The sequence below is a fragment of the Streptomyces sp. NPDC051576 genome (genome assembly GCF_040681835.1).
GTDB lineage: Bacteria > Actinomycetota > Actinomycetes > Streptomycetales > Streptomycetaceae > Streptomyces.
Map to the genome: position 1 here is coordinate 115,773 of NZ_JBFAZO010000012.1, position 23,351 is coordinate 139,123.

A 23,351-nucleotide genomic window follows, 5' to 3' on the forward strand; every position below is an offset into this window, starting at 1 on the left:
CCTGCGGTGTGCCTACGCCCTGCTGCCCGGGCGCAGGACGGGACCTACTTGGCCTTGCGGGCGACCGTGAAGCGGTCGACCTCGGCGCCGGTCTCGGCGATGCCGCGGACCGTCAGGGTGGTCGTACGGCCCTTGGAGGCGGGCTGCACGTCGACGCGCAGGAACGAGTAGTTGAGGTAGCGGACGCGCGACCAGGCGACCGTCTCGTTGACCTTGCCGTCCTTCGTGTTGATGAAGGCGGCGACGGAGTCGAGGTCGTTGACGTGGCCCTCGTAGGAGTCGGGGGCGGAGAACGCGTACAGGCTGCGGCCGGCCGCGCCCGCCGTCACGTAGACGACGCCCTCGGTCTCCGGGTACGCCGTGCCGCCGATCGGCAGCTTCTTGACGACCGCGTTCTTCTTGATGACGTCGGTGCGCTCGTACTGGTGGTTGTGGCCGTTGATGACCAGGTCCACCGTGTACTTCTCGAACAGCGGCACCCACTCGTCGCGCACTCCCCCCTCCGAGGAGTGCGCGGTCGAGGTGCAGTACGCGCAGTGGTGGAAGAAGACCACGACGAAGTCGATGTCCCTGGAGGCGCGGAACTTCTTGAGCTGCCCCTCCAGCCACGTGGTCTGGGTGCCGCCGGAGATGCCGAGGTTGGCCGGGATCTCGAAGGAGATGTCGTTGGCGTCCAGCGAGATGATCGCCGTGTTGCCGTAGACGAAGGAGTAGACGCCCGGCAGGTTCGTCTTGTCGGGGCCGTTGTCCGGCAGGCTCCAGCGGGCGTCCTCGCCGCCGTAGCCGTTGGGCGAGTACCAGGCCTCCATGTCGTGGTTGCCGTAGGCGGGCATCCACGGCACGGACTTGGCGACCGACTCGGTCTGGGCGAGGAACTGGTCCCAGACGCGCGAGTCGAAGCCGGTGTCGGCGGTCTTGCCCGCGCCCGCCGGGTCGGCGTAGGCGATGTCGCCTGCGTGCAGGTGGAAGGCGGGGTTCTGGGCCAGCAGCAGGCTGTCGTTGGCGAGGCCGTGGTAGCCGACGCCCTCGTCGCCGAAGGCCGTGAAGGTGAACGGCACGGAGCGGTCGGGGGCGGTGGTGAAGGTGCCCAGGGTGCCGAGCAGGTGGGGCTCGGCCGGGTCGAAGCCCGCGTGGCCGACGCCGTAGTAGTAGGTCCGGCCCGGGCGCAGGTGGGTCAGCTTGGCGTGCAGGTAGTACTGGGTGTGGTCGCCGCTCGCGCCGACACCGGCCGGGGTGTACAGGGTGCGCACCTCGGCCTCGATCTTGCGGGAGAGGTCCCAGGGGTGCGCGCCGATGCGGACGAACGGCTTCTTGACGTTGGTCGGGACCTGCCAGGAGACCGTAACCTCGGTGCTCGGGTCGTTGCCGAACGCGAGGTGCCGGCCGAACGGGGAGACGAGGGCCCCGCTGACCGACTCGGTGGACGTGGCGGTGGTCTGGGTGGGGACGGCCGCCTGGGCGACGGCGCCCGGTACGAACACGCCGCCCGCGACGGCGCCGAGGGTCACGGCACCGCCTCTGATCATCGTGCGCCGCGAGAATCTCGCGCGCAGGTACTCGTGCTGCTCCGCCATGCTCATGCTCTCGGCGAGCTCGGCGGGTACTCCCATACGAGGAATGTCCATGGCGACTGAAACTCGTCCATATGAGCAACGTGGCGCAAGACACAGGATGGACAGCTTACGAACAGAGCCCTACAAGACTTTCAACAGCGGGTTGCCCGATATCGGGCAGGATTCTTGCAAAGCCTCCCCCGGTACTCCAGGATCAACCGGGTGCACGACGAACTCGTAGATCATCTGACGCGCTCCACGACCCTCAACCGGGGCGAGGCGCTACGGGTGATCCAGGACGTGCTCGCCTACTTCGACGAGACGACCGAGGACTACGTCCGTCGCCGCCACCGCGAGCTCCAGGCCCAGGGCCTGGTGAACGCGACGATCTTCGACCGGATCGAGGCGGACCTGAAATACCGTGCCGTGGCCCCGCCCGAGCTCACGCTCCGGCAGCTGCGCCGGATTGTCTACGGCTGAGGAATACGTATATATGTGTGGAATCGTCGGGTACATCGGCAAGCGTGACGTTGCTCCGCTTCTGCTGGAGGGTCTGCAGCGGCTGGAGTACCGCGGCTACGACTCCGCGGGCATCGTCGTCACCTCGCCGAAGACGGCCGGCCTGAAGATGGTCAAGGCCAAGGGCCGGGTCCGTGACCTGGAGGCCAAGGTCCCGGCGCGCTTCAAGGGCACCACCGGAATCGCCCACACCCGCTGGGCCACGCACGGCGCCCCCTCCGACGTGAACGCGCACCCGCACCTGTCGGCCGACAGCAAGGTCGCCGTCGTCCACAACGGCATCATCGACAACGCGTCCGACCTCCGGAAGAAGCTCGAAGCCGACGGCGTCGAGTTCCTCTCCGAGACCGACACCGAGGTCCTCACCCACCTCATCGCCCGCGCCCAGGCGGAGACCCTGGAGGAGAAGGTCCGCCAGGCGCTCCGGGTGATCGAGGGGACGTACGGCATCGCCGTGCTGCACGCCGACTTCCCGGACCGGATCGTGGTGGCTCGAAACGGCTCCCCGGTGGTCCTGGGGATCGGCGAGAAGGAGATGTTCGTCGCCTCCGACATCGCCGCCCTCGTGACCCACACGCGGCAGATAGTGACCCTCGACGACGGCGAGATGGCGACCCTCAAGGCCGACGACTTCCGGACATACACCACCGAGGGCACCCGCACCACGTCCGAGCCCACCACCGTCGAGTGGGAGGCCGCCTCCTACGACATGGGCGGCCACGACACCTACATGCACAAGGAGATCTTCGAGCAGGCCGACGCCGTGGACCGCGTGCTGCGCGGCCGCATCGACGACCGCTTCTCCACCGTGCACCTCGGCGGCCTGAACCTGGACGCCCGCGAGGCCCGGCAGATCCGCCGGGTGAAGATCCTCGGCTGCGGCACCTCGTACCACGCGGGCATGATCGGCGCCCAGATGATCGAGGAGCTGGCCCGCATCCCCGCGGACGCCGAGCCGGCCTCCGAATTCCGGTACCGCAACGCGGTGGTGGACCCCGACACGCTGTACATCGCGGTCTCGCAGTCCGGTGAGACGTACGACGTGCTGGCGGCGGTCCAGGAGTTGAAGCGCAAGGGTGCGCGGGTGCTGGGCGTGGTCAACGTCGTCGGCTCGGCGATCGCGCGCGAGGCGGACGGCGGCATGTATGTGCACGCGGGCCCCGAGGTCTGTGTCGTGTCGACCAAGTGCTTCACCAACACCACAGTGGCCTTCGCCCTGTTGGCGCTGCACCTCGGCCGCACCCGCGACCTCTCGGTGCGCGACGGCAAGCGCGTCATCGAGGGCCTGCGCAAGCTGCCGGCCCAGATCTCCGCGATCCTCGAACAGGAGGAGGAGATCAAGAAGTTGGCGGCCGAGTACGCCGAGGCCCGCTCGATGCTGTTCATCGGCCGCGTCCGGGGCTACCCGGTGGCCCGCGAGGCCTCCCTGAAGCTCAAGGAGGTCTCCTACATCCACGCCGAGGCCTACCCCGCCTCGGAGTTGAAGCACGGCCCGCTCGCGCTGATCGAGCCCGCGCTGCCCACGGTCGCGATCGTCCCCGACGACGACCTCCTGGAGAAGAACCGCGCCGCCCTGGAGGAGATCAAGGCCCGCAGCGGCCGCATCCTCGCGGTGGCCCACCAGCACCAGGAGAAGGCCGACCAGACGATCGTGGTCCCCAAGAACGAGGACGAGCTGGACCCGATCCTGATGGGGATCCCGCTCCAACTCCTCGCCTACCACACGGCGTTGGCCCTGGGCCGGGACATCGACAAGCCGCGGAACCTCGCGAAGTCGGTGACGGTGGAGTAGCCGGTCCCTCCCCGGACAGAACGAACCCCCACGTGCGCCTCCTGCACGTGGGGGTTCCTTCCGCTGCCGATCAGCCGGTTGCCGTCACGCCCCGGCCCGCAGCCCGCCGCGGAAGCGCCGTCGGCCAGTGGGCGAGAGCCGCAGTGGCCGAATACCAGGCGACAGCCCCGGCGGCGACACCGAACCACCCGCCGACCTTGGCCAGCCCGTCGTTGCCGGCGAACTGGGCGATGGCGAGCAGCACGAGGGAGACGAAGAACAACCCGTAGGTGCCCTGGGTGAGTTGGTCCCCGCCCGCGAGGGTGACCGAGAGGGCGACGAGGGCGAACAGGACCAGGAACAGCCCCGCCGCGTTGTCCGACACGGAGTTGCCCGCGCTGACGGCCCAGGTGAACCAGAGGGCGCCGAAGGCCGCGAAGGCCGTACCCGTCGCGGTGTCGCCCTCGCGGAAGGCGAACAGTCCGGCGACGAAGAGGGCAACTCCGCCTACGTAGTGGGCGAGTGACACGGCGTCAGCCGCCGACACTCCGTTGATGACATCGGTGTACCCGAGCCCGAAGGCCAACAGGGTGATTCCCAGGGCGAGTCGGCCGACGATCGAAGTGGTGGTGGTGCTTCCCGCGGAGACGTCATTGTCCACGGCGGGCTCCCTTCATGCATGTGCGGTTGTGCGGTGTGACCGATATATGCCCTTCACAAGGACACAAACACCTCTGCACAGCAGCGAATTCGGGAGCCTGCCCGGGTGTTCGACCCGCAGGTCAGGGGATGACGACGACGGGCCGCTGGGCCCGCTTGGCGAGCCGCCCGGCGACGGAGCCGAAGAGGCGTCCGACGATGCCGTGGGTCGAGCCCACGACGATCGCGTCCGCCTCGTACTCCCGCCCCACCTCTTCGAGTTCGTGGCAGATGTCGCCGCCGCGCTCGACGAGGATCCAGGGCACTTCGGCGAGGTATTCGGCGCACGCCAGCTCGAGACCGAGCACTTCGGTGCGGTGATCCGGCACATCGACGAAGACCGGCGGCTCGCAGCCCGCCCACACCGTGGTGGGCAGCCGGTTGGCGACATGCACGATGACCAGGCCCGAACCCGAGCGATGGGCCATGCCGATCGCGTACGCGAGGGCACGCTCACTGGACGTGGAGCCGTCGAAACCGACGACGACGCCGTGCTTGAAGGCGGGGTCGCAGGAATGACGTGGCTGTTCCGCCGCCAGGGGCTCGGCCGCCGTGGGATCGGCGACGGGCCGCTTGCGGTCCGCGGGTTCGAAAGATTCGTGACCGGCCATGGGTGTCTCGGCTTTTTGATCCTCTTGGGAGGGGACGACAGGGTGCGGCGGAGCTGTGTCCGGGAATCATCTTCCCAACCCCATACCCCCAAGGGTACGGCGGCACTCCTCCTGAGCCCATATCCCGCACAGGCTCCGGCGGAGTTCCCCGGAGCATGCACGAGGGGGCGCCCGTAACGCAATGGTTGCTGCCCCGTACAGGCGGTTTGCACAGGATTCACTTACGTACGGGGTGCCCTACAGTGACCGACGCATCGAACACGCGTTGAACCCGGCGAGCCGCCGCCCCAGGGAGCACGCCATGTCCGGACACCGTACGACCTCCGAGGCACACTCCAGCCCGGACACCGCGACCGACGTGGTCCGCTGGGCGGTCTTCAGCTGTGTCCTCGTGCCCGTGGTCCTCCTCTGGTACGGCACCTCGCTCGCCGGCGCCACCGGTACGGCCCTGGGCCTGGCGGCCGTCACCGCCGCCTGCCGGGTGCTGCTGCGCCGGTCCGAGCAGGGCGCGGCCCGGCTGTCGGCCGAAGAACAGCCCCCGCACCGCGGGCACCGCCACCGGGCCCAGGCGGGGGCGCACAGGGGCGGTCGGCACGCCGGGGGAAGTACACCGGTCGACTGACCGGTTTCCGCGCACGCGCCCGATGCTTTTCAGCCAACTTCCGGTCACCGCGCATCTCTTGCCCTGACCACCCCCCAACCCCGGTTCCACCTGCACGGAAAGGGTCCTGGAGGCCCTGCGCACCCTACGGGGATTGGCCACTACGACGAGGCGCACTTCCCTGCACGGCCCACGAGTGCAACGCTTCGTGATCGAATGCTTCACGCCAAGTTGCCATGTCGACAATGTGCCGGTTGCCGAACTGGTCACCCCGGCACCACGGGACACAGTAGATTCGATCTTGACGTCTTACGGCGGGGGACTCGTGCAGGACCGAGGGGAAACGTGCTGGAGCGACAAGCCCGACAAGATAGGGGCGCCGCGACCACCGAGGGGGGCTTAGCAGTATGAGCCACGACTCCACTGCCGCGCCGGAAGCCGCGGCCCGGAAGCTTTCCGGGCGACGCCGCAAGGAGATCGTCGCGGTGCTGCTGTTCAGCGGCGGCCCCATCTTCGAGAGTTCCATACCGCTGTCGGTGTTCGGAATCGACCGGCAGGACGCCGGAGTTCCGCGCTACCGCCTCCTGGTGTGCGGCGGCGAGGAAGGTCCGCTGCGCACCACCGGGGGGCTGGAACTCACCACACCGCATGGCCTGGAAGCGATCTCCCGGGCGGGCACCGTCGTCGTGCCGGCCTGGCGGTCGATCACCTCGCCACCGCCGGAGGAGGCACTCGACGCACTGCGCCGGGCGCACGAAGAGGGCGCCCGCATAGTCGGCCTGTGCACCGGCGCGTTCGTGCTGGCGGCGGCGGGCCTGCTGGACGGCCGCCCCGCGACCACCCACTGGATGTACGCGCCGACGCTGGCCAAGCGCTATCCGTCGGTGCACGTGGATCCGCGGGAACTCTTCGTCGACGACGGAGACGTACTGACGTCCGCCGGTACGGCGGCCGGAATCGATCTCTGTCTCCACATCGTGCGGACGGACCACGGCAACGAGGCGGCCGGCGCGCTCGCCCGGCGCCTGGTGGTCCCGCCGCGCCGCAGCGGCGGTCAGGAGCGCTACCTCGATCGATCTTTACCAGAGGAGATCGGCGCCGACCCGCTCGCGGAGGTCGTCGCCTGGGCGCTGGAGCACCTCCACGAACAGTTCGACGTGGAGACGCTGGCGGCACGCGCGTACATGAGCCGTCGTACGTTCGACCGCCGGTTCCGCTCGCTCACCGGGAGCGCTCCTCTGCAGTGGCTGATCACTCAGCGGGTGCTCCAGGCGCAGCGCCTGCTGGAGACGTCGGACTACTCGGTGGACGAGGTCGCGGGCCGCTGCGGCTTCCGCTCGCCGGTGGCCCTGCGCGGCCATTTCCGCCGCCAGTTGGGCTCGTCGCCCGCCGCCTACCGGGCCGCGTACCGCGCCCGCAGGCCCCAGGGCGACAAGCAGGTGGACGGCGACGGCGCCCCGGGCCAGCCCGGCGGTCCGGCATCGCTGGGTCCGGCGGGGCTGCCGCCCGCGCTGCACCCGGAGGGTCCGGTGCCGATGCAGTCACGTCGCGCGGCGGCGAACGCGCTGTCGTCGGCCACGGCGTCCGCGGCGCCCTCCCCCGCGGAGAACGGCCGTGAGGCGTACGCCACAAGCCGGACGGCGGCGAGTCTGCCCGGCCAGCGCAGCGCGACATAGCAACGGGAAGGCTCCCGGAGGTCTCCGACAGGAGATCTCCGGGGGTTTTCGCGCGCCCGCGCGCGTTCCCGCACCACAAGGTCACCGCACGGTCGGCTCAGCTGAGCGGCGCGCACCTTAAGGTTAGACACATGAACGATCGCATGGTGTGGATCGACTGCGAGATGACCGGCCTCTCGCTGTCAGACGACGCTCTCATCGAGGTGGCCGCCCTCGTCACCGACTCCGAGCTGAACGTGCTCGGGGAAGGGGTGGACATCGTCATCCGCCCGCCGGACCAGGCGCTGGAGACGATGCCGGACGTAGTACGCCAGATGCACACCGCATCCGGCCTGCTCGACGAGCTGGCCGGCGGTACGACGCTCGCCGACGCCGAGGAGCTGGTCCTGGCGTACATCCGGGAGCACGTCAAGGAGCCGGGCAAGGCCCCGCTGTGCGGCAACTCGGTCGGCACCGACCGCGGTTTCCTCCTCCGTGACATGCCGTCCCTGGAGCAGTACCTCCACTACCGCATCGTGGACGTCTCCTCGGTGAAGGAGCTGGCCCGCCGCTGGTACCCGCGGGCCTACTTCAACAGCCCCGAGAAGAAGGGCAACCACCGCGCCCTCGCCGACATCGTCGAGTCCATCGCCGAGCTGCGCTACTACCGCGAGGCGATCTTCGTCCCGCAGCCCGGCCCCGACTCCGACACGGCCCGCACGATCGCCGCGAAGCACGTCCAACCTGCACGTTAAAGGCGTGCGCGAGCACCCCTTCGGACCCTGTACACTTTTTCTCGGCCGGTCGGTAACTCACTGAGTGAGCGACCGGGCATGGTGGGTGTAGCTCAGCTGGTAGAGCACCTGGTTGTGGTCCAGGAAGTCGCGGGTTCAAGTCCCGTCACTCACCCTGAGTAATCAGCCGGTGACTCCGGAAACGGGGTCACCGGCTGATTCGTTTGTCGGCGGAGCGGACACAGCCCGGCCGGATCAGGCGGCAGCGCGCCACGCGTCCGTGAACTCCCGTACGCCCGCGAACCGTTCACCGAGTTCGGCCCGAGTCGCCCTTTCCACGACGGTGAGTTGACCCGCCGTGCCGCGCCAGGCCCGTCGGTCGCCGCCCTCCAGGAGGACATGGGCGGTGCGGCCGAGGGCGTAGACCGTCGTGCGGATGTCGATGAGGGCGCCGCGGTGCCACTCCTCGGGGGCCATGAAGCGGGCCGAGCCCGGGAGGCGGTCGTCCTGGAGGACGAAGGGGCCGGGGCGGTACTCGTCGAGGTCGATGAGGTGGAGCGTGTCGGAAGAGAAGTCGTAGAGGAACGCGCCGTCGTAGAGGTCGACGGCCACCATGCCCGCCGCCTCCACGGCGAGGTGCGCGTCCAGGACGCGGTCGATCGCGCGCAGGACGGAGGCGAGGGGGAGGGTGCGGAAGCGGGCGCGGGCGGGGCCGTAGAGGGACTCGCCGGGGCGCCAGGGCATGACGGTCGCCGTGCGGCCGTTCGGCATGGGGATCCGGTGCAGTTGGGGGACGATCGCCGGGTGGCGTACCGCCTGGTGGAAGGTCCAGGCTCGGTCAAGTGAGGCCTGGGCGGGGGCGGTTGTCGGCTCCTTCACGAACCGGCGCTCGCCGTCCGGGAGTTGGACGCCGTACGAGACGCATCCGGAGTCCTGCCCCCGGAAGGAGCGGAACACCTCGCCCAGCGTGCGGAGGTACGACTCCATCGTCCTACTCCCGGATCGCCGCGATCGCCGTGTCGAGCAGCTCGTCCAGGGGCTGCGTGCCCTTGGACGCCGTCCACTGTTCGACGGCGACATCCAGGCAGGCCAGTGCGGTGGCGACGACGGCGCGCGCCTGGTACTCGCGGGTGGCCGCCGGGCCGGTGAGCCGGTCGACGACGGCGGGGGCGAGGAGGGCGTTCCACTCCGCGTGCTTGTGCTGCTGGGCCGCGCGCAGGGACGGGGTCGTGGCCAGCAGTGTGGTGCGGGCCAGGGCGATTCCGCCGTCGCTCTCCAGCGCGCGCAGCGGTTCGTCGAACGCCCGCCGCAGGGCCTCCCACACCGGCTCGTCGGCCGGCCGCGCCCGCAGGGCCGCGGCCAGCTCGTGGCCCACCTGCTCCATGGACCCTACGACCATGTCCTCCTTGGTGGCGAAGTAGCGAAAGACGCTGCGCCCCGACATGCCCACAGCGGCGGCGACCTGCTCCACCGTGGTCTCTTCGAAGCCCCGCTCCATGAACAGGGTCATCGCGGCATCGGCGATCTCGGCGCGCACGGCCCGCCGGGTGGCTTCACGCAGCCCCGATCGTCGGCTCTTCGCGGTCTCCGTCCCAGTTTCCGTCACGCTACGCAGCATAGCAAGACATAACTGTCATGGACTGCTCTTGTTGTCAGTCACTGACGAATATGTCTATGGCTGACACGTCGGGGTCGAACGACCCGCGTTCAGTTCGAGGAGAGACGTCGTGGACATCCACAGCTATGAGGAGGGCGTTCCGTCGTGGGTCACCCTGACCACGCCGGACGCCGAAGGCGGCAGCCGTTTCTACGGCTCGCTGTTCGGGTGGGCCTACCAGGAAGGGCCGGGTGGCCCGGGTGGGCCGCACCCGTCCTGGACGGCTCTGCTGCACGAAAGGCCGGTGGCCGCGATCGCCCCCGCGGAGGGAGCCGAGCGTGCCACGTGGTCGATGCACGTGAACGTCGCCGACGCCGACAAGACGGCTGAGACGGTCATCGCCGCGGGAGGCCGGGTACTGACACCGCCGTACGACCTCGGCGCCACCGGACGGGCGGCCGTGTTCGCGGACCACAGCGGCACCACGTTCGCCGTGTGGCAGGCGGGCGGTCACCCTGGCGCCGGCGCGGTCGACGAGCCCGGGGCCTTCCACCGGGGGGAGTTGATCACCGACGACGTCGAGGCTTCGAGGGACTTCTACCATTCCGTCTTCGGCTGGACGCTCACCCCTCCGGAAGGCCCACTGTCCCGCCGCACCTGGCAGCTCAACGGACGCGCCGTCGCCGAACTACTGCCCAGGCCCCCGGCGATGCCCGTCGAGATCCCTCCCTACTGGGACATCTACTTCACCGTCGGTGACGCCGAGGCCGCCATCACCGCCGTCACGGCCCTCGGCGGCACCGTGCTGATGGGCGCCACCCCGCTCGCGCACGGCACCATCGCCGTCTTCGCCGACCCCGCCGGCGCGGTCTTCACCGTCAACGCGCCCGCCACGTCCACGAATTGAGGAGCAGCGCCATGTCCGTCAACGGAAGAACAGGCATCGTCACCGGTGCCGGCTCCGGGCTCGGTGAGGCGGCCGCCAAGCGTCTGGCCGCCGACGGCGCACGGATCGTCGTGGCCGACCGGAACGCGGACGCCGCCGACCGGGTGGCCAAGGAGATCCGGGCCGCCGGCCACCAGGCCACACCGTTCGTCGTCGACGTCTCGGTGTTCGAGGAGGCAGAGCGGCTGGTCGAGTTCGCGGTCTCCACCTACGGACGGCTCGACTTCGCGTTCAACAACGCGGGCATCACCCCACGGCTCGTCGACGCCCACGAGATCGAGCCGCAGGACTGGCTGGACGTCATCCGCGTCAATCTCACCGGCGTCTTCTTCTGCATGAAGGCGGAACTGGCCCACTTCGTCGAGCACGGAGGCGGCGCGATCGTCAACATGGCGTCCACCGCCGGGGTCATGGCCCACGCCGGACGTGCCGCGTACTCGGCCTCCAAGCACGGCATCGTCGGTCTGACCCGGTCGGCCGCCGTCGAGTACGCCCAGCGGGGGATCCGGATCAACGCGGTCGCCCCCGGCCCCATCGACACGCCCTCCGCCCAGGGACTGGCCCCCGAGGTGCTCGCCCGGATCGCGGCCAAGACGGCGATGAACCGGCCCGGCACCATGGAGGAGGTCACGGGCGTGGTCACCTTCCTGCTCTCCGACGACGCGGCCTTCGTCACGGGATCGGTGTACGAGGTCAACGGCGGCCAGACCCAGTTGTGAGTTGCCGACCCTGAGTTCCCAACTCCGAGTTCCCGACCCTGGGTTCCCAACTCCCCTTTGGGAACCCAGAGTTACGCCACCGGGGGCCTTGTGACTGATCAGATGCCCTGTCCGCCGGAGATCTCGACGCGCTGCGCGGTGACCCAGCGGTTCGCGTCCGAGAGCAGTGCGGCGAGGGCCGCGCCGATGTCGTCGGGCTCGCCCACGCGGCCCAGTGCGACCTGCGCGGTGAGGTACGCCCGGACCTGCTCGTTGTGCATCATGCCGCCGCCGAAGTCGGTCGCGGTCGCTCCGGGGGCGATGGTGTTGACGCGGATACCGCGTGCTCCGAGTTCCTTGGCCTGGTACCGGGTGAGGACCTCGACCGCGCCCTTGACCGCGCCGTAGGCGGCATGGCCCGGGACGATGATGCGGGTCAGGCCGCTCGACACGTTCACCACGGCGCCGCCGTCGGCGAGTTGCGGCAGCAGGGTCTGGGTGAGGAAGAAGACGCCCTTGAGGTGGACGTTCACCAGGTCGTCGAAGTCCTGCTCGGTGGTCGCCGCGAACGGGGCCTCCAGGTCGTGGCCCGCGTTGTTGACCAGGAAGTCGAAGGTCGTCCTGGACCAGCGGCCCTTGAGTTCGGCGCCCAGCCGCTCGGCGAAGTCGGCGAAGGAGCCCACCACGCCGGTGTCGAGGCGCAGGGCGACCGCGGTCCGGCCCCGCTCGGTGACGGCCGCCACGACGTCCTCCGCCTGGGCCTGGTTGTTCCGGTAGGTCACGACGACGTCGACACCGGCCTCGGCCAGGTGCAGGGCGTGCGCCCGCCCCAGCCCGCGGTTGGCCCCGGTGACGAGGGCGATCTTCTGGTCGGCGCTCATGGTGGCTCCTCCATGGGTACGGAAGGTGGGTCCGGACGGTGGGTCCGGGTGGGTGTTCCACCAGTTGGCGCGCCGGCCGCGACGGCATCCAGTGCCCGCTTGTCCACTGTCCGGCGATCCCAGGCTGTGCGGGGGTGCCCCCAGCCTGGGATCGCCGGACAGTGGCTACGGGTCGCCGGCCACGGCACAGTGTTCGTATGGATCAGACCGGACTGGCGACGTTCCTTCGCCGGCGCAGAGAGGCGTTGCAACCGGCCGACGTGGGCTTTCCCCAGGGGCAACGGCGTCGTACGCCGGGACTGCGGCGCGAAGAGGTGGCCGTGCTGTGCCAGATGTCGACCGACTACTACAGCCGCCTCGAACGCGGGCGCGGACCCCAGCCGTCGGAACAGATGCTGGCCGCGATCGCCCGCGGGCTGCGGTTCACCCTGGACGAGCGCGACCATCTGTTCGTGCTGGCCGGGCACAACGCACCGGCCCGCGCGACCCGTGACGACCACGTCAACGCGGGCATGATGCGCATCCTCGACCGGCTCCAGGACACACCGGCCCAGGTCGTCACCGGCATCGGCGAGACGCTCGTCCAGACGCCCCTCGCGGTGGCCCTGCTCGGTGACCAGACCCGCTTCACCGGGCCGGCACGCAGCATCGTCCACCGCTGGTTCACCGACCCGGACGAGCGCGGAGGCTACGCGCCGGAGGAACACGCGACGCACAGCCGTATCTACGTCGCGCAACTGCGCACCGTCGCGTCACGCGAGGGAAACGGCTCGCGCGCCGCCGTCCTCGCCCGCCAACTCCGCGCCGAGAGCACCGAGTTCGCGGAGCTGTGGGACGCCCATGAAGTCGGCGTCACCTACACCAACCGCAAACGGATCATCCACCCCGAGGTCGGACCGATCTCCCTGTACTGCCAGACCCTCGTCGACCCCGACCAGTCCCAGTGCCTGCTGGTGTTCACGGCGACACCCGGCACGGAGGACTACGACAGACTCCAACTGCTGTCGGTCATAGGGAGCCAGCGGCTGGCGACCTGAGCGGCCCCGGCGGCGGGCGCGGAGCCTGCCGCTCACGGCTTCGGGATCGACGGGGCGGGCGCGTCGGTGGTGGGGGCGTCGGTGCGGGGCGGAGCCGTCGGCACGCCGCGCAGCGGGACCTCCTTGATGAACACCGCCGCGAGGAAGCCGGCCGCGCAGATCACGGACGCCGTCAGGAAGATGTGCCGGGTGCCCACGGCCACCGAGTGGGCGTACGTCGAGCCCGGCCGTAGCGCCCTGGTGAACAGGGACCCGAAGACCGCGACGCCCAGGGAGCCGCCGAGCGTGCGGAAGAGGTTCGTGGACGCCGACGCGGCGCCCATGTCGCGGAGTTCGACGCTGTTCTGGGCGATGGTCGTCCCCATCTGCATGGTCAGGCCGAGGCCGAGGCCGAGCAGGGCCATGTAGCAGGAGGTGAGGGTGCGGGAGGTGGTGGTGTCCATGGTGGACAGAAGCAGCATGGCCGTCGCGAGCAACGCCGTGCCGAGGACCGGGAAGATCTTGTACCTGCCGGTACGGGACATGACCTTTCCCGCGACGTTCGAGGCGAGCACCACCGGGACCATCATCGGGAGCAGAAGCAGGCCCGAACTGGTCGCCGAGGCGCCCTGGACCGTCTGCTGGAACAGCGGCAGGTAGAGCGCCGAGCCGAACATCACCACGCCGACCGCGAGCAACAGGGCGGTCGCGAGGGGGAAGTTGCGGTGGCCGGTGAAGATCCGCGGCGGGAGGAGCGGCTCGGCGGTGCGGCGTTCCACCGCGACGAAGGCGACCGAGGTGAGGAGCGCGGTCGCGGCGAGCGCGAGGACCTGCCAGGACGTCCAGGGGTACGTCGTACCGGCCCAGGTCGCCATCATGACCACCGAGCTGATCGCGGCGGTCAGCAGGGCCACGCCCGGCCAGTCGATACGGGCCTGGACGCGTTGCGCGGGCAACCGCAGCGTCGACTGGACCCAGACCAGGGCGATCAGGCCGAGCGGCAGATTGATGTAGAACGTCCAGCGCCAGCCGAGGTGGCCGGTGACGAAGCCGCCGAGCAGCGGGCCGCCTATCGTGCCGATCGCCATGACGGTGGCGGTCATGCCCTGGTACCGGCCGCGTTCGCGCGGTGCCACCAGGGTGCCGATCAGGGCGAACGCCCCGGCGGCGAGCCCGCCCGCGCCGATGCCCTGGAGGGCGCGGAACTCGATGAGCTGGGCCATCGAGTGAGCGGCGCCGGCCAGCAGCGAGCCGGTCAGGAACACCACGACCGAGGCGAGGAAGACACGCTTGCGGCCGTACAGGTCACCGAACTTGCCCCACAGCGGGGTCGAGACGGCGGTGGCGAGGGTGTACGCGGTGACGACCCAGGAGATGTGCTCCAGGCCGCCGAGGTCCCGGACGATCGTCGGCATCGCGGTCCCGACGATGTTGTTGTCGAGCATCGCCAGCAGCATCGCGAGCATGACGCCGAGGAGGGTCCAGCGGACGTTCACGGGTGTTCGGGGTGTGGTCATGCCGCCAGAAAAGCACACCGACTCACTAAGTGCAACGAGTCAACTTTTATATTCAGACAACTGAGGAGGGTAGGCTGGGAGGCATGACCGAGACCGAGACGTCCACCACCGCGCCGACCGTGGGCCGCCGCGAGCGCAAGAAGGCCGCCACCCGGCAGGCCCTGGCCGACGCGGCACTGGAGCTCTTCCTGGAACACGGCTACGACCAGGTGAGCATCCGGGACATCGCCGAGGCGGCGGACGTCTCCACGACGACCCTCTTCAAGCACTTCCCCAGCAAGGAGGCGCTGGTCTTCGACCTGGACGCGGACCAGGAAGCCGCCCTGGTCGGGGCGGTGCGGGACCGGGCCCCGGGGACGTCGATCCCCCAGGCGCTGCGGGAACATCTGCTGCGCGCCCGGTTCTTCTCGGCCGAGTACGGCGAACAGATCGCCGTGTTCCACCAACTCATCCGCAGCACACCGGCGTTGACCGAGTACCACCGCCGCATGTGGATGCGCCACCAACACGCGGTCGCCCGTGCCGTCGCCGCCTCCACCGGCGCCCCCGCCGACGACCCCACCTGCGCGGCCCTGGCCCACTTCGCCCTGGAGGCCCGCACCCTCGCGGAGACCTCACCCGATCCGAGGGCCACGGTGAACGCGGCGTTCGACCTGCTGGAGCGGGGGTGGGGCGCGGTACAGCCCCGATAGGGGCGGCAGCAGCCCTCTTACGACGACGCCCGCGTCACCAACTCCGTTGCCAGTACCGCCTGTCGGCGCTCAAGCCCCCGGGACGTGGCCGGCCTGCGCTCCGCGATCTCGGCCAGGAGGAGGTCGATCATCGCGCGGCCCATCTCCTCGATGGGCTGGCGGACGCTGGTCAGCGGCGGGTCCATGTGACGGGCGATGGCGGAGTCGTCGTAGCCGACGAGGGCCACGTCGTCCGGGATGCGGCGGCCCTCCTCGCGGAGGACCTGGCGGGCGCCCGCCGCCATCACGTCCGAGCCGGCGAAGACCGCGTCGACGTCGGGGCGGCGGGCGAGCAGCTCCTTCATCGCCCGGCGGCCGCCCTCCTCGGTGAAGTCCCCTGGCTGGATGAGGTGTTCGTCCAGTTCCTGCCCGGCGTCGAGGAGTGCCTCGCGGTAGCCGTCGACGCGGCGCTGGGCGCCGTAGACGTCGAGGCGGCCGGTGATGTGCGCGATGCGCGTGCGGCCCCGGGACAGCAGGTGTTCCACCGCCGAGCGGGCGCCGCCGTAGTTGTCCGAGTCGACCGAGGCCAGGGTCTCGCCCGCCGAGCGGGGGCCGCTGATCACCGCCGGGATCTCCAACTGCGCCAGCAGATCGGGGAGCGGGTCGTCCGCGTGGACCGAGACCAGCAGGACGCCGTCCACCCGGTGCGCGGCCAAGTACTGGGCCAGGCGCTGCCGTTCGCGGTCGCTGCCCGCGAAGATCAGCAGCAACTGCATCTCGGTTTCGGACAGTTCGGAGCCGACGCCCTTGAGCATGTCCGAGAAGTACGGTTCCGCGAAGAAGCGGGTCTCCGGCTCGGGGACGACGAGGGCGATGGCGTCGGTGCGGTTCGCGGCGAGGGCGCGGGCCGCCGTGTTCGGGACGTAACCGAGCTCGGCGACCGCCGCCTCGACGGTCGCGCGGGTCGCGTCGCTGACCCTCGGCGAACCGTTGATCACCCGGGAGACCGTGCCGCGGCCCACACCTGCACGGGCGGCGACCTCCTCCAGGGTCGGCCGCCGCCCGCCCCGGTTCCGTCCACCGCTGACCGTCATGGTCGCCGCCTTCCGTTCGCAGCTTTCAGGCCAGGAATGTAACAGTCAGGCCCGGCTGCCCCCTTCCATCCTCCCCCGCCGACCGGGGCTTTCGCTCGCCGAGCCGGGCCTCACCCGGGTGCGCCGGCGGGCGGCAGCGCGTTGCCCCGGATCACCTCGGCGTACCAGTGGGCGCTCGCCTTGGGGATGCGGCGCTGGGTGGAGTAGTCGACGTAGACGGCACCGAAACGCTTCGAATAGCCGTAGGACCATTCGAAGTTGTCCAGTAGCGACCACAGGAAGTAGCCGCGTACGTCGGCTCCGTCGGCGACGGCCCGGCGGACGGCGTCCAGGTGGGAGTGCAGGTAGTCGATCCGCTGCGGGTCGTTCACCCGGCCCTCGGGAGAGACGTAGTCGTCGAACGCGGCGCCGTTCTCGGTGACCATCAGCGGCAGTCCCGGGTGCGACGCGGCGAGACCGGTCAGCAGGGTGTGCAGGCCGCTGGGGTCGATGGCCCAGTTCATCGCGGTGAGCCGGTCGTTGGCGAGGTGGAAGTCGACATCGTCGGAGCCGGTCCACGGAGAGTGGTCGCTCGCGCCGTGTCCGTCGTTCTTGGTGGCGCCGGAGCCGTCGCTCGCCGAGACGACGGTCGGCGCGTAGTAGTTGACGCCGAGCACGTCGATGGGCCGGGAGATCTCGGCGAGGTCGCCGTCCCGCACCAGCTCCGTCCAGTCGACGAGGTGCGCGGTGTCGGCGAGCAGGTCCTCGGGATAGGCGCCGTCCAGGATCGGGCCGGTGAAGATCCTGTTGCCGACCGCGTCGATACGGCGGGCGGCCTCCGCGTCCTGGGCACTTTCGGTGAGCGGACGGACCTGGTGCAGGTTGAGGGTGATGGAGGTCTGCGCGGACGCCGGCAGGACCGAGCGCAGCATCCCGATCGCCTGGCCGTGGCCGAGGTTGAGGTGGTGGGCGGCGCGCAGGGTGGCCGCCGGGTCGGTGCGGCCCGGCGCGTGCACCCCGGAGCCGTAGCCCAGGAAGGCACTGCACCAGGGCTCGTTGAGGGTGGTCCACAGCCCGACGCGGTCACCGAGGGCACGGCCCATGATCTCGGCGTAGTCCGCGAAACGGTGTGCGGTGTCGCGCTGCGGCCAGCCACCCGCGTCCTCCAACTCCTGTGGCAGGTCCCAGTGGTAGAGGGTGGCGACGGGGGTGATGCCCGCCGCCAGGAGTTCGTCGGCGAGCTTGCGGTAGAAGTCGAGACCCCGCTCGACGGCGGGTCCGCGGCCGGTGGGCTGAACCCGGGACCAGGAGATGGAGAACCGGTACGCCTTCAGGCCGAGGTCCTTCATCAGCGCCACGTCGTCGCGGTAGCGGTGGTAGTGGTCGGCGGCGATGTCACCGGTGTCGCCGTTGCGCACCTTCCCGGGCGTGTGACTGAAGGTGTCCCAGATGGAGGGGGTCCTGCCGTCCTCCGCGGCGGCGCCCTCCACCTGGTAGGCGGCGGTGGCGGCACCCCAGACGAAGCCCGGAGGGAAGGAGGTGACGGGGGCCGGCGCGGCCTTGGTCTCATGTCGGACGGCAGTCATGTGAGCGCTCCCGGAGTGGGGTGGGTGAAGGCCGGACGGCGATCCGGCGGAGAGGGGAAGCGGACGGGGCACGACGACGGGCACCCCGCCGGGTACGGCCCGCGTGCGGGGCGGGCCGTACTGGACGGTGAACAGGGCTTGCGCGAGCGGAGTCGGTGGCCGGCGTCAGCCCTTGACGGCGCCCGCCATGATGCCTCCGATGATCTGCTTGCCGAAGATCACGAACACCAGCAGCAGCGGCAGGGTGCTGATCAGGGCTCCGGCCATGACGATGCTCTGGTCGGGGGTGTAGGAGGCGCTGAGCTGGCCGAGCGCCACCTGGATGGTGGGGTTGTCCTGGTTCAGGGCGAGGAAGGGCCAGAAGAAGTCGTTCCACGCCTGTACGAAGGTGAGCATCCCGAGCACCATCATCGCGGGCCTGGCCGCGGGCAGGACCACGTTCCAGACGATGCGGATGTTGGTCGCCCCGTCCACCTTGGCCGCCTCGATGAGCTCGTAGGGCAGGGCCTCCAGCAGGTACTGGCGCATGAAGAAGACACCGAAGGCGCCGACGAGGGTCGGGAAGATCACCGACTCCAGTTTTCCGCCCCAGCCGATGTCGGCCATCATCATGAACAGCGGTACGACGCTGAGTTGGGGCGGGATCGTCAGGGTGGCGATGACCGCCGTCATCAGGACGCCACGGCCGCGGAAGCGCATCTTGGCGAAGGCGTAGCCGGCGAGGGTGCAGAAGAACAGCGTGGCCGCGGTGATGGATCCGGCCACCACGACGGTGTTGACGATGGCCTTCCCCAGGTGGGCCTGGTCCCAGGCCGCCTGGAGGTTGCTCCACAGCCGGCCGCCCGGCACGAGCGGTGGTGGGCTGTCGAGGACCCGCTGCTGGTCGTGCGAGGCGGCCACCAGCGTCCAGTACAGCGGGAAGATCGAAAGCAGGCCGACGACGGTCAGGGTGGCGTAGGTGAAGGGGCCGCCCTTGAGCTGCTGGCCGGCGCCGATCTTGAAGCGTCGGCGGCCTGTGCCCGGGGTGACGGGAAGCGGCGCCGGGTCGAGGTCCGGCGTGGTCGGGGTGGGACTGGTCGTGGTCATCGATATCGCTCCCGTCAGGCCGCGCTGTTGCGCACGAGCCGGCCGACGATCCAGTTGATCAAGGCGATGAGCAGCAGCAGGACGAGCATGGCCCAGGCCACGGCGGCGGCCGGGCCCAGATGCCCGAGCTTCCAGCCGTAGTTGAAGAGATAGATGCTGAGCGTCTCGTACTGGTGCTCGCTGCCTCCGGTGGAGCCGAGCGTGCCGCCCTGGAGCAGCAGCGGCTCACCGAACAGCTGCATGGAACCGATGGTCGAGATGACGATGGTGAACAGGATCGTCGGTCGCAGCGAGGGAATGGTCACCTTGCGGAACTGCTGCCAGCGCGTCGCTCCGTCGATCGAGGCCGCTTCGTAGAGGTCGGCGGGCACGGACTGCATGGCCGCCAGATAGATCAGGGTGTTGTAGCCGGTCCAGCGCCAGATCACGATGATCGAGATGGCGATCTTGGACGTCCACTCCCCGTTGCCCCAGTCGGTGTTGCCGACACCGACGAAGTGGAGCACCCAGTTGAGCAGACCGCCGTCGGCCCGGAAGACCAGGGCGAAGACGAGGGCGGCGGTGGCCACCGAGGTGGCGTACGGGGTGAGGATCACCGTCCGCCAGACCGTGCTGGCACGCAGCTTGTAGTTGAGCAGGTGGGCCAGGCCCAGGGCCATCAGGAGCTGCGGGACGGTCGAAATGACGCCGATGACAAAGGTGTTGGTGACGGCCGTCCAGAACTCGGAGTCCTGGAGGATCGTGGCGAAGTTGTGCCAGCCGACCCACTCGGACTGGTTCAGGCTCGTCATCTCCACCCGGTGCAGGGCTATCCAGCCCGTGTACAGCATCGGATAGAGGCCGAAGGCGCCGAAGATGAGGAAGAAGGGGGCGATGTACGCGTACGGAGACGCCTTGTCGTCGAAGCGCCACAGCCGGCTGCGCCAGGCGCCGCGTCCGTTCGACGCGACGGTGGTGCCGCCGGGTGGCGGGACGGGGGCACCCCGTGTGGGGGTTGTCGTTGCCACGGAGGGAGTCCTTCCCTGGATCTCGGCCGGGGTACGGGCGGGGGCGCGGGCATCCGGCCTGGGACACGTCGTCGTACCCGGTCGGTGGTCCCGGCGGACACGGTGCGGCGGTGTCCGGTGAGTGTGCGCCGAACACCGCGGAGAAGACCGGCACCTGACGACCGGGGCCGGTGCGGTCGGCCCCGCGCCTACGGCAGGAGCCACCGCACGGCCCCAGGCACGTAGCGCGGTGCGGGCGGCCGCCGGGCCGCCCGCACCGCGGCTTGGGTCAGCCGATCACCTTGTCGATCGAGTCCGTCGCGGCCTTCCACGCCTTGGCGGGCGAGGTGCCCCGCGTCTCCATGTTGTTGATCTGCGTGGAGATCGTGTCCTTGATCGTGCCGTCCTTCGGGCCGAGCACGGCCTCCGGGATGGCCTTCGCCTCGTCGGCGTAGATCTGGCCGATCGGGGCGTCGTTGAAGTACGGCAGCGTCGCGCTCTTCACGTCGGCGAGCTCGTAGGCGCCCTTGTTCGACGGGAAGACACCGATCGCCTTGAAGACGGCGGCCTGCTGCTCGGGAGAGGTCAGCCACTTGACCAGGTCGCCGGCTTCCTTGACGTGCTTGCCGCTCTTGGGCACGGCCAGGAAGGAGCCGCCCCAGTTGCCCGCGCTGGTGCCGGGCGCCCGGGCGATGTCCCACTTGCCCTTGTAGGCGTCACCGGAGTTGATGGAGATCTGGCCGGCCATCCAGGCGGGGCACGCCACAGTGGCCACGGTGCCCTTGCGCAGCGCCGCCGTCCAGGCGTCGGTGAACTGGGGCAGGCCCTGCGTCAGCTTCTTGGACGCGGCTTCCGCGGCCAGGTTCCAGCCCTGCTGCACGGCCGGGCTGTCCTTGTAGACCGCCTTGCCGGAAGCGTCGTAGTACTGCTCCGCGGAGGAACTGACCACCGCGTTGTACATGGCACTCGCGGAGTCCATGAAGTAAGTGCCCTTGGGGGCCTTCTTCTTGAACTGCTCACCGAGCTTGAGGTAGTCCTCCCAGCCGCCCGCGACGGCCTTGGCGACGGCGTCCCGGTCGGTCGGCAGACCCGCCGCCTTGAAGAGGTCCGAGCGGTAGCACAGGGACATCGGGCCGATGTCGGTGCCGGCGCCTATGACCGAACCGTCCGACGCGGTGGCCTGCTTCTCCTTCCAGGAGACCCAGTCGCTCACGTCGATCGTCTTGCTGAGGTCGGTGAACTTGGCCGCCTGGGTGTCGACGACCTCCTTGATACGGCCGACCTCGATGCCCGTGACGTCCCCGAGGCCGCTGCCCGTGTTCAGCTGCTGAAGAAGCTTCGGGTAGTAGTCCTGCTCGTTGGCGGTGGTGTTTTCCTTCACCGTGATGTTCGGGTGCAGCTTGTGGTACTGGGCGAACAGGCCGGCTTCCTTGTAACCGAACTGACCGAAGTCGGCCACCGTGAGAGTGATGTTCCCGTTCGAGTCCTTGGCTTCCGAGGAGCTGTCGTCGCTGCTGCAGCCGGTCAGCAGCAGGGCGGAGGCCGTCAGGACCGTCGTGGTCACGGCCGCCACTCTGCGGCCGCGGCCGCCGGCGGTACGGGTGATGCGCATTCCACTACTCCTTGTTCCAGTGGGGAACGGGATCTCAGGAATCGGACCGCCGAGGCTCGACGATCCGGACCTGCCCTCTCTTTTCGAGCAGCGGCCAGCACACAGCACTGGGCGTGCGGTGAAAAGGTGCTGGTCAACGGTGTTTCAGGCGAGGCAGAGGGACGGGCCGTTGGTGGTTCGGTCCACACGGGAGAAGGTCCCCGAGGTTCCGTGGGACCGCTCCCACGCGGCATGCCGGAAGACTCCTTCGTGCCGGGCCGGGTGTCAAGACTTGAAAACGGCGTTGTTGCGCAAGCGTGTTCCGCACGTCACGTGAATGTGTCGCTCCATCAGGCGCCACCGGCCGGTCCCGCACAGCATTCACGCAGGTCGTTCAAGGGTCCGCCGTGCGGACCGGGAGCCGACCGGGTCCGTCCGGGCCGTTGCCCGAATTTCTGGGCCAGAATGAGGCCAGCCCCCACTGATCGCCGGAAGGTGAACAATGAGCCCTGCCGAGCAGCCGCTCCCGCGCGCGGACGTCCGGCGCCCGACCCTCAACGCCGTGGCCGCCCTCGCCGGTGTCGGCCGCGGCACGGTCTCCCGGGTCATCAACGGCTCCCCCAAGGTGAGCGCCCCCACCCGCGCGGCCGTGGAACAGGCGATCGCCGAACTCGGCTACATCCCCAACCCGGCCGCCCGCTCCCTGGCCAGCCGCCGTACCGACTCGGTCGCCGTGGTCGTTCCCGAGGGCCAGGCCCGGCTCTTCTCCGAGCCCTACTTCTCGGAGATCATCCGCGGCGTGTCCGCCGAACTGGCAACCGCCGGGATGCAGTTGCTGCTGGTCCTGGTGCCGGACGAGAAGGAGTACGCGCGGCTCGCCACCTACCTGTCCGCGCATCGGGTGGACGGTGTGCTGATGCTCTCGGTCCACAGCGGCGACACGCTGCCCGACCGGCTGCACGAGCTCGCCGTACCGACCGTGCTCGCCGGCCGGCGCGGCCCCGGGGAACGGCTCGGGCATGTCCGCGCGGACAACAGCGGAGGCGCCCGGAGCGCGGTCGAGCACCTGCTGGCCAGGGGGCGCCGGATCATCGGCACCATCACGGGCCCACTGGACATGGACGCCGCCCAGGCCCGACTCGACGGCTACCGCGAGGCGTTGGAGCGCGTGGGCATGGCCGTCGACGAGGACCTGATCGCGTACGGCGACTTCCGGGAGGAGGGCGGACGCGCGGCCATGCGGGAACTGCTGCACCGACGGCCCGACCTCGACGCGGTCTTCGCCGCGTCCGACGTGATGGCGTCGGGTGCCGTGCTGGAACTGCGCGCGGCGGGCCGACGCGTGCCGCACGACGTCGCCGTCATCGGCTTCGACGACTCGACCGTGGCCCGGCACATCGATCCTCCGCTGACCAGCGTCCGTCAGCCCCTGGAGGAGATGGGCCGGACCATGGCGACCCTCCTGCTGCACGAGATCGCCCACCGCGGCGGCGATCACCGCGAAGTGGTCCTGCCGACCCGGCTGGTGGTACGGGAGTCCGCCTGAGCGGTGTACCGGGA

Annotated in this window: 22 protein-coding genes and 1 tRNA gene; 11 read left to right on the top strand and 12 right to left on the bottom strand. The window is 69.8% G+C overall.

Annotated elements, in window-relative coordinates:
* Positions 1–44 precede the first annotated feature (44 nt).
* Positions 45–1,610 carry a metallophosphoesterase family protein gene (locus AB0M63_RS34040; RefSeq protein WP_355923545.1) on the bottom strand — a complete coding sequence of 522 codons (1,566 nt, stop codon included), beginning with the start codon at positions 1,608–1,610 and terminating at the stop codon, positions 45–47.
* Positions 1,611–1,775: 165 nt separating this feature from the next.
* On the opposite strand from AB0M63_RS34040, the gene AB0M63_RS34045 reads away from it, so the two are divergent.
* Both AB0M63_RS34045 and glmS read left to right on the top strand, forming a co-directional pair.
* Complete coding sequence (locus AB0M63_RS34045) at positions 1,776–2,033, top strand: hypothetical protein (protein ID WP_019065776.1); 258 nt, start codon at positions 1,776–1,778, stop codon at positions 2,031–2,033.
* A 13-nt stretch (positions 2,034–2,046) separates the two neighbouring features.
* Positions 2,047–3,864 (top strand): glutamine--fructose-6-phosphate transaminase (isomerizing), encoded by a 1,818-nt coding sequence (glmS, locus tag AB0M63_RS34050; RefSeq protein ID WP_355923542.1) that lies wholly within the window; start codon positions 2,047–2,049, stop codon positions 3,862–3,864.
* 70 nt (positions 3,865–3,934) lie between these two features.
* Here the strand turns inward: glmS and AB0M63_RS34055 are convergent, their stop codons facing one another.
* Together AB0M63_RS34055 and AB0M63_RS34060 are read right to left on the bottom strand one after the other, a co-directional pair.
* Positions 3,935–4,504, bottom strand: coding sequence for a GPR1/FUN34/YaaH family transporter (locus AB0M63_RS34055; RefSeq protein ID WP_355923540.1), 570 nt, complete (start codon positions 4,502–4,504; stop codon positions 3,935–3,937).
* A 121-nt stretch (positions 4,505–4,625) separates the two neighbouring features.
* Positions 4,626–5,153, bottom strand: coding sequence for a universal stress protein (locus tag AB0M63_RS34060; protein WP_355923538.1), 528 nt, complete (start codon positions 5,151–5,153; stop codon positions 4,626–4,628).
* Positions 5,154–5,454: 301 nt separating this feature from the next.
* On the opposite strand from AB0M63_RS34060, the gene AB0M63_RS34065 reads away from it, so the two are divergent.
* The 4 genes from AB0M63_RS34065 (at position 5,455) to AB0M63_RS34080 (ending at position 8,318) form a co-directional block, all read left to right on the top strand.
* Positions 5,455–5,775 (top strand): hypothetical protein, encoded by a 321-nt coding sequence (locus tag AB0M63_RS34065; protein ID WP_355923536.1) that lies wholly within the window; start codon positions 5,455–5,457, stop codon positions 5,773–5,775.
* A gap of 386 nt (positions 5,776–6,161) precedes the next feature.
* Positions 6,162–7,430: a helix-turn-helix domain-containing protein gene (locus AB0M63_RS34070; protein ID WP_355923534.1), complete on the top strand. Its 1,269-nt coding sequence runs from the start codon at positions 6,162–6,164 to the stop codon at positions 7,428–7,430.
* A gap of 131 nt (positions 7,431–7,561) precedes the next feature.
* Positions 7,562–8,164, top strand: coding sequence for an oligoribonuclease (orn, locus tag AB0M63_RS34075; protein WP_366022063.1), 603 nt, complete (start codon positions 7,562–7,564; stop codon positions 8,162–8,164).
* 81 nt (positions 8,165–8,245) lie between these two features.
* Positions 8,246–8,318: transfer RNA gene (locus AB0M63_RS34080), tRNA-His, on the top strand.
* 80 nt (positions 8,319–8,398) lie between these two features.
* Here the strand turns inward: AB0M63_RS34080 and AB0M63_RS34085 are convergent.
* Together AB0M63_RS34085 and AB0M63_RS34090 are read right to left on the bottom strand one after the other, a co-directional pair.
* A complete protein-coding gene (locus AB0M63_RS34085; RefSeq protein ID WP_366022064.1) occupies positions 8,399–9,130 on the bottom strand; it encodes a serine/threonine protein kinase in 732 nt (243 codons plus the stop codon).
* 4 nt (positions 9,131–9,134) lie between these two features.
* A complete protein-coding gene (locus AB0M63_RS34090) occupies positions 9,135–9,749 on the bottom strand; it encodes a TetR family transcriptional regulator (protein WP_366022065.1) in 615 nt (204 codons plus the stop codon).
* A gap of 121 nt (positions 9,750–9,870) precedes the next feature.
* On the opposite strand from AB0M63_RS34090, the gene AB0M63_RS34095 reads away from it, so the two are divergent.
* Together AB0M63_RS34095 and AB0M63_RS34100 are read left to right on the top strand one after the other, a co-directional pair.
* Complete coding sequence (locus AB0M63_RS34095; RefSeq protein ID WP_366022066.1) at positions 9,871–10,647, top strand: VOC family protein; 777 nt, start codon at positions 9,871–9,873, stop codon at positions 10,645–10,647.
* An 11-nt stretch (positions 10,648–10,658) separates the two neighbouring features.
* Entirely contained in the window at positions 10,659–11,405 is a 747-nt protein-coding gene (locus tag AB0M63_RS34100) for an SDR family NAD(P)-dependent oxidoreductase (RefSeq protein WP_366022067.1), read from the top strand.
* Positions 11,406–11,503: 98 nt separating this feature from the next.
* On the opposite strand, the gene AB0M63_RS34105 is transcribed toward AB0M63_RS34100, so the two are convergent.
* The gene (locus AB0M63_RS34105) at positions 11,504–12,265 is read right to left on the bottom strand and encodes an SDR family oxidoreductase (protein WP_355923522.1); all 762 of its coding nucleotides are present in this window, start codon (positions 12,263–12,265) and stop codon (positions 11,504–11,506) included.
* Positions 12,266–12,462: 197 nt separating this feature from the next.
* Here AB0M63_RS34105 and AB0M63_RS34110 point away from each other — a divergent pair, with 197 nt between their 5' ends.
* Entirely contained in the window at positions 12,463–13,302 is an 840-nt protein-coding gene (locus AB0M63_RS34110) for a helix-turn-helix transcriptional regulator (RefSeq protein ID WP_366022068.1), read from the top strand.
* Positions 13,303–13,334: 32 nt separating this feature from the next.
* On the opposite strand, the gene AB0M63_RS34115 is transcribed toward AB0M63_RS34110, so the two are convergent.
* Entirely contained in the window at positions 13,335–14,798 is a 1,464-nt protein-coding gene (locus AB0M63_RS34115; protein ID WP_366022069.1) for an MDR family MFS transporter, read from the bottom strand.
* A gap of 83 nt (positions 14,799–14,881) precedes the next feature.
* Between AB0M63_RS34115 and AB0M63_RS34120 the strand changes: the two genes are divergently transcribed.
* Positions 14,882–15,490, top strand: coding sequence for a TetR family transcriptional regulator (locus AB0M63_RS34120; RefSeq protein ID WP_366022070.1), 609 nt, complete (start codon positions 14,882–14,884; stop codon positions 15,488–15,490).
* 17 nt (positions 15,491–15,507) lie between these two features.
* Here AB0M63_RS34120 and AB0M63_RS34125 read toward each other — a convergent pair whose 3' ends face one another.
* The 5 genes from AB0M63_RS34125 to AB0M63_RS34145 form a co-directional block, all read right to left on the bottom strand.
* Positions 15,508–16,563 (bottom strand): LacI family DNA-binding transcriptional regulator, encoded by a 1,056-nt coding sequence (locus tag AB0M63_RS34125; protein WP_355923514.1) that lies wholly within the window; start codon positions 16,561–16,563, stop codon positions 15,508–15,510.
* Between the two features lie 110 nt (positions 16,564–16,673).
* Entirely contained in the window at positions 16,674–18,128 is a 1,455-nt protein-coding gene (locus tag AB0M63_RS34130) for a GH1 family beta-glucosidase (protein WP_355923512.1), read from the bottom strand.
* Positions 18,129–18,293: 165 nt separating this feature from the next.
* Complete coding sequence (locus AB0M63_RS34135) at positions 18,294–19,214, bottom strand: carbohydrate ABC transporter permease (RefSeq protein ID WP_355923510.1); 921 nt, start codon at positions 19,212–19,214, stop codon at positions 18,294–18,296.
* A 14-nt stretch (positions 19,215–19,228) separates the two neighbouring features.
* Positions 19,229–20,221 (bottom strand): sugar ABC transporter permease, encoded by a 993-nt coding sequence (locus AB0M63_RS34140; protein ID WP_355923508.1) that lies wholly within the window; start codon positions 20,219–20,221, stop codon positions 19,229–19,231.
* Positions 20,222–20,489: 268 nt separating this feature from the next.
* Positions 20,490–21,812 carry an extracellular solute-binding protein gene (locus tag AB0M63_RS34145; protein ID WP_355923506.1) on the bottom strand — a complete coding sequence of 441 codons (1,323 nt, stop codon included), beginning with the start codon at positions 21,810–21,812 and terminating at the stop codon, positions 20,490–20,492.
* 481 nt (positions 21,813–22,293) lie between these two features.
* Here AB0M63_RS34145 and AB0M63_RS34150 point away from each other — a divergent pair, with 481 nt between their 5' ends.
* The gene (locus AB0M63_RS34150) at positions 22,294–23,337 is read left to right on the top strand and encodes a LacI family DNA-binding transcriptional regulator (protein ID WP_366022071.1); all 1,044 of its coding nucleotides are present in this window, start codon (positions 22,294–22,296) and stop codon (positions 23,335–23,337) included.
* The last annotated feature ends 14 nt before the right edge of the window (positions 23,338–23,351 follow it).

Excerpts from the sequence above, each read along its gene's own strand:
- AB0M63_RS34040 (WP_355923545.1), bottom strand. The coding sequence starts at position 1,610 with ATGGGAGTACCCGCCGAGCTCGCCGAGAGCATGAGCATGGCGGAGCAG.
- glmS (WP_355923542.1), top strand. The coding sequence starts at position 2,047 with ATGTGTGGAATCGTCGGGTACATCGGCAAGCGTGACGTTGCTCCGCTT.
- AB0M63_RS34060 (WP_355923538.1), bottom strand. The coding sequence starts at position 5,153 with ATGGCCGGTCACGAATCTTTCGAACCCGCGGACCGCAAGCGGCCCGTC.
- AB0M63_RS34065 (WP_355923536.1), top strand. The coding sequence starts at position 5,455 with ATGTCCGGACACCGTACGACCTCCGAGGCACACTCCAGCCCGGACACC.
- AB0M63_RS34070 (WP_355923534.1), top strand. The coding sequence starts at position 6,162 with ATGAGCCACGACTCCACTGCCGCGCCGGAAGCCGCGGCCCGGAAGCTT.
- orn (WP_366022063.1), top strand. The coding sequence starts at position 7,562 with ATGAACGATCGCATGGTGTGGATCGACTGCGAGATGACCGGCCTCTCG.
- AB0M63_RS34085 (WP_366022064.1), bottom strand. The coding sequence starts at position 9,130 with ATGGAGTCGTACCTCCGCACGCTGGGCGAGGTGTTCCGCTCCTTCCGG.
- AB0M63_RS34100 (WP_366022067.1), top strand. The coding sequence starts at position 10,659 with ATGTCCGTCAACGGAAGAACAGGCATCGTCACCGGTGCCGGCTCCGGG.
- AB0M63_RS34105 (WP_355923522.1), bottom strand. The coding sequence starts at position 12,265 with ATGAGCGCCGACCAGAAGATCGCCCTCGTCACCGGGGCCAACCGCGGG.
- AB0M63_RS34110 (WP_366022068.1), top strand. The coding sequence starts at position 12,463 with ATGGATCAGACCGGACTGGCGACGTTCCTTCGCCGGCGCAGAGAGGCG.
- AB0M63_RS34115 (WP_366022069.1), bottom strand. The coding sequence starts at position 14,798 with ATGACCACACCCCGAACACCCGTGAACGTCCGCTGGACCCTCCTCGGC.
- AB0M63_RS34120 (WP_366022070.1), top strand. The coding sequence starts at position 14,882 with ATGACCGAGACCGAGACGTCCACCACCGCGCCGACCGTGGGCCGCCGC.
- AB0M63_RS34125 (WP_355923514.1), bottom strand. The coding sequence starts at position 16,563 with ATGACGGTCAGCGGTGGACGGAACCGGGGCGGGCGGCGGCCGACCCTG.
- AB0M63_RS34130 (WP_355923512.1), bottom strand. The coding sequence starts at position 18,128 with ATGACTGCCGTCCGACATGAGACCAAGGCCGCGCCGGCCCCCGTCACC.
- AB0M63_RS34135 (WP_355923510.1), bottom strand. The coding sequence starts at position 19,214 with ATGACCACGACCAGTCCCACCCCGACCACGCCGGACCTCGACCCGGCG.
- AB0M63_RS34145 (WP_355923506.1), bottom strand. The coding sequence starts at position 21,812 with ATGCGCATCACCCGTACCGCCGGCGGCCGCGGCCGCAGAGTGGCGGCC.
- AB0M63_RS34150 (WP_366022071.1), top strand. The coding sequence starts at position 22,294 with ATGAGCCCTGCCGAGCAGCCGCTCCCGCGCGCGGACGTCCGGCGCCCG.